The following is a 3,698-nucleotide window of genomic DNA, read 5'->3' as shown; positions in this document are numbered from 1 at the left end:
ATGTGGCTGTCGCCGGTCCCGGCAAACTTACCGCCGTAGGCGCGGTAGTTGTTGGTCGCGACGAGGAAGGTTGCGTTCGGATCGATCGGTTTGCCGTTAAAGGTCAGATTTTTAATACGCTCCGCTTGCGGGTTAATCGTCTGGCATTCACCGTCATAGCGAGCGGGTTGTGAAACATCAATCTGATAATTCACGCCGTCAATCACGTCGAAGTTATAGGTACGGAAGCCATCCCAGTTAATTAACGACTGTGGTTTGCTGCTGTGGATATCAATCTGATTAAACTGCCCGGCAGAACATTCCAGCCACTCTTTCACCTCTTTACCGCTGGCTTTCACCACGACCAGGGTATTGGGATAGAGATACAAATCAGCGGCGTTACGGAAGGTAAGCTGACCTTTTTCGACTTCGACAAAGCTGGCCGGATCGTTCTTGCGTCCACCGACTTTAAACGGCGCAGCGGCGGAAAGTACCGGTAGTTTCGCCAGGTCCGGATCGCCCTGGATAAAATGTTCCACATAGGCTTTCTGCGCGTTATTCACCACCTGCACGGTCGGGTCGTCCTGAACCAGCGCCAGATAGCTGTACATGTTGTCGGCAGATTTACCGATTGGCTTGCTGACAAACTCACGCGTGGCATCGTGATCGGCTTTTAGGATCTCAACGATTTTTTGGTCTTCGCCAGCCAGTGATTTTTTGGCCGCGGCGTCATAAATCGGGCGCGCCTGCGCTTTCCCCTGCGTAACCTGCCATTTACCACTATCGTTATTCAGCACTAAATCTACTACGCCCAGGTGATCGCCCCACATGCCCGGCATCACCGCAGGAACGCCATTGAGCGTACCTGTTGTGATATCTGCGCCTTTGATGTTGGCAAAGTCTTTCCCCGGGAAAACGGCGTGAGCGTGACCAAACATAATGGCATCCACGCCCGGAACTTCACTGAGGTAGTAAACGGAGTTTTCCGCCATCGCCTGGTATGGGTCGGCAGAAAGCCCGGAGTGAGCAACCACCACCACGACATCGGCACCTTTGGCTCGCATTTCCGGCACGTATTTACGAGCGGTTTCCGTAATGTCATTCACCGTCACTTTGCCGCTGAGGTTGGCTTTATCCCAGGTCATGATCTGCGGCGGCACAAAACCGATATAGCCAATTTTCAGCGTCTGCTTGTTTCCTTCCTGATCGACAACCTCAGTCTCTTTGAGCAGATAAGGAGTAAACAGCGGCTTTTTGGTCTTAACGTCGATGATATTGGCGTTAACGTAAGGGAACTTCGCCCCGGCTAGCGCGTTGTGCAGATACTCAAGACCGTAGTTAAATTCATGGTTGCCAAGGTTACCCACTGCGTAATCCAGCGTATTCAGTGCCTTATATACCGGATGCGTTTCGCCCGCTTTCAGCCCCTTGGCCGCCATATAATCCCCGAGCGGGCTGCCCTGAATCAGATCACCGTTATCAACCAGCACGCTGTTTTTGACTTCACCACGTGCTGCGTTGATCAGGCTTGCCGTACGAACCAGGCCAAATTTTTCAGTCGGCGTATCTTTGTAATAATCGAAATCCATCATATTGCTATGCAAATCAGTGGTTTCCATTATACGCAGATCGACGGTCGCGGCATTGACGCTGGCTGCAATCAGCGTGGCCAGAAACGTTGCACTAAACTTAATCATCAGGGGCATCCTTTTAAGATCTAAGCCACAAAAGAAAATGTATATAAATCTTCTTGCTTACAGAACTGTGAATCATGACATGAATATAGCGTTTAAAACCGCAGACGCTATCACAGTTGGCGGATCCTTTGGCGATCGGGTATAAGTAAAACAACGAGTTAACACCACGACAGAAACGAGGTGGAGAATGTTAGAACATGTATGCCAGCTTGCACGGAATGCGGGCGATGCCATTATGCAGGTCTACGATGGAATCAAACCAATGGAGATTACCAGCAAGCAGGACGATTCTCCGGTCACGGCGGCGGATATCGCCGCGCATACGGTGATCCTCGAAGGATTACTGGCGCTGACGCCGGATATTCCGGTCCTGTCTGAAGAAGCGCCTCCTGGCTGGGATGTTCGCCAGCACTGGCAGCGCTACTGGCTGGTAGACCCGCTGGACGGTACCAAAGAGTTCATTAAGCGTAACGGTGAATTCACCGTCAATATTGCGCTTATCGAGCAAGGAAAGCCGGTAATGGGCGTGGTTTACGCGCCGGTGATGAAAGTGATGTACAGCGCGGCAGAAGGTAAAGCGTGGAAAGAAGAGTGCGGCGTGCGCAAACAAATCCATGTTCGTGACGCGCGTCCGCCGTTGGTGGTGATTAGCCGCTCGCATGCTGACAATGAGTTAAAAGAGTATCTGCAACAGTTGGGTGAGCACCAGACCACGTCGATTGGCTCATCGCTGAAGTTCTGCCTGGTGGCGGAAGGGCAGGCACAACTGTACCCACGTTTTGGGCCAACTAACGTATGGGACACCGCCGCTGGCCACGCCGTTGCCGCCGCAGCCGGGGCGCACGTTCACGACTGGCAGGGGAAATCTCTGGATTACACCCCACGTGAATCATTCCTCAACCCCGGCTTCCGCGTTGCTATTTACTGAGTAATTTGTGCAGCAGGGCAATAACCTGCTGCACCTCTTCCTGCGTCAACGCACCATCTTTTGCCCACTGAACGCGTCCGTCCTTGTCAAGTACGGCGATAGCGGAGCTCTCTTCATCCAGTTGCCAGGCTTTACGCGCAATGCCATTGCTGTCGACAATAAATTGTGACCACGGGTAGAGCTTCTTATTGCTCTCCAGACTGCTGCGCACAAACATACCTGAGCCAGGAATGGCGTCATCGGTGTTGACGATCGTGGTGGTCTGGTATTTGTCGTGCGGCAGGTTGGCCGCCTTGATTGCCTCGATCAGCGTAGCATTTTTCTCTTTGGCGGAGGTGCGTCCGGCAATGTGTTGCACAATTCGCACTTTCCCTGGCAGCTGCGCGCTATTCCAGCTTTTGTAGCTAAACTTATCGTTATCGAGAATCAGTTCGCCGCGATCGGCGATCCCCACCGGCGGTACGCGCTGGTTAGTCTCAAACGAATGCGCACAGGCAATCATCGGCAGCAGCAGGCACGACAGCGCCAGCAGTTTTTGTAAGGTCATAGGTTTTCCTTCTTTCTTTATTTTGCAGGTGATCCGACCACTTGGGTCTGGAATTTAATCATATGTGCGATTGATGCTTTTTCCCGCAAGCGCGATGCCAGTTTGCGGACGGGCGCACAAATCCTGCGAAAAATGAAGGCTTATACTGAAGACAGCGAAGCGTTGAAAAGATAATTCTGAATATTTGTAACCTGAAGGTAAATAAACTTATACACGCTGGAAACATGAGCGAGATAGTCTATAGTCATAGGGCATTAAAATTTGCGCCTGAGGATTGTCGGACCGATTGTGGTACCGCAAAGGCGTAATGCTCAGCAGGAGACAACAATGAAAATTTTCCAACGATACAACCCGCTGCAGGTGGCGAAGTACGTGAAGATCCTGTTTCGTGGACGGTTATATATCAAGGATGTAGGCGCTTTTGAATTTGATAAGGGTAAGATTCTTATCCCAAAAGTGAAGGACAAACTGCATTTTTCCGTGATGTCCGAAGTTAACCGTCAGGTCTTGCGTCTGCAAACTGAGATGGCTTGATCAAAGTGCTATG

Annotated in this window: 4 protein-coding genes; 2 read left to right on the top strand and 2 right to left on the bottom strand. The window is 51.3% G+C overall.

From position 1 onward, the window contains the following. Window positions 1-1,676, bottom strand: a 1,676-nt coding sequence (locus FDW87_RS20460; RefSeq protein WP_252363279.1) for a bifunctional 2',3'-cyclic-nucleotide 2'-phosphodiesterase/3'-nucleotidase, incomplete at its 3' end; no start/stop codon positions are given. 187 nt (window positions 1,677-1,863) lie between these two features. Between FDW87_RS20460 and cysQ the strand changes: the two genes are divergently transcribed. Next, complete coding sequence (cysQ, locus tag FDW87_RS20455) at window positions 1,864-2,604, top strand: 3'(2'),5'-bisphosphate nucleotidase CysQ (RefSeq protein ID WP_137380115.1); 741 nt, start codon at window positions 1,864-1,866, stop codon at window positions 2,602-2,604. On the opposite strand, the gene FDW87_RS20450 is transcribed toward cysQ, so the two are convergent. After that, entirely contained in the window at window positions 2,594-3,151 is a 558-nt protein-coding gene (locus FDW87_RS20450) for a YtfJ family protein (RefSeq protein ID WP_016151446.1), read from the bottom strand. The two genes, cysQ and FDW87_RS20450, sit on opposite strands and share 11 nt — an antisense overlap. A gap of 327 nt (window positions 3,152-3,478) precedes the next feature. On the opposite strand from FDW87_RS20450, the gene FDW87_RS20445 reads away from it, so the two are divergent. Further along, a complete protein-coding gene (locus FDW87_RS20445; RefSeq protein WP_003025710.1) occupies window positions 3,479-3,685 on the top strand; it encodes a DUF1107 domain-containing protein in 207 nt (68 codons plus the stop codon). The last annotated feature ends 13 nt before the right edge of the window (window positions 3,686-3,698 follow it).

Source organism: Citrobacter sp. wls826, assembly GCF_005281245.1.
In the GTDB taxonomy this organism is placed as follows: Bacteria; Pseudomonadota; Gammaproteobacteria; order Enterobacterales; family Enterobacteriaceae; genus Citrobacter; species Citrobacter braakii.
The sequence above is the reverse complement of the archived record's forward strand: the minus strand, read 5'-3'. Positions and strand labels throughout refer to the sequence as shown.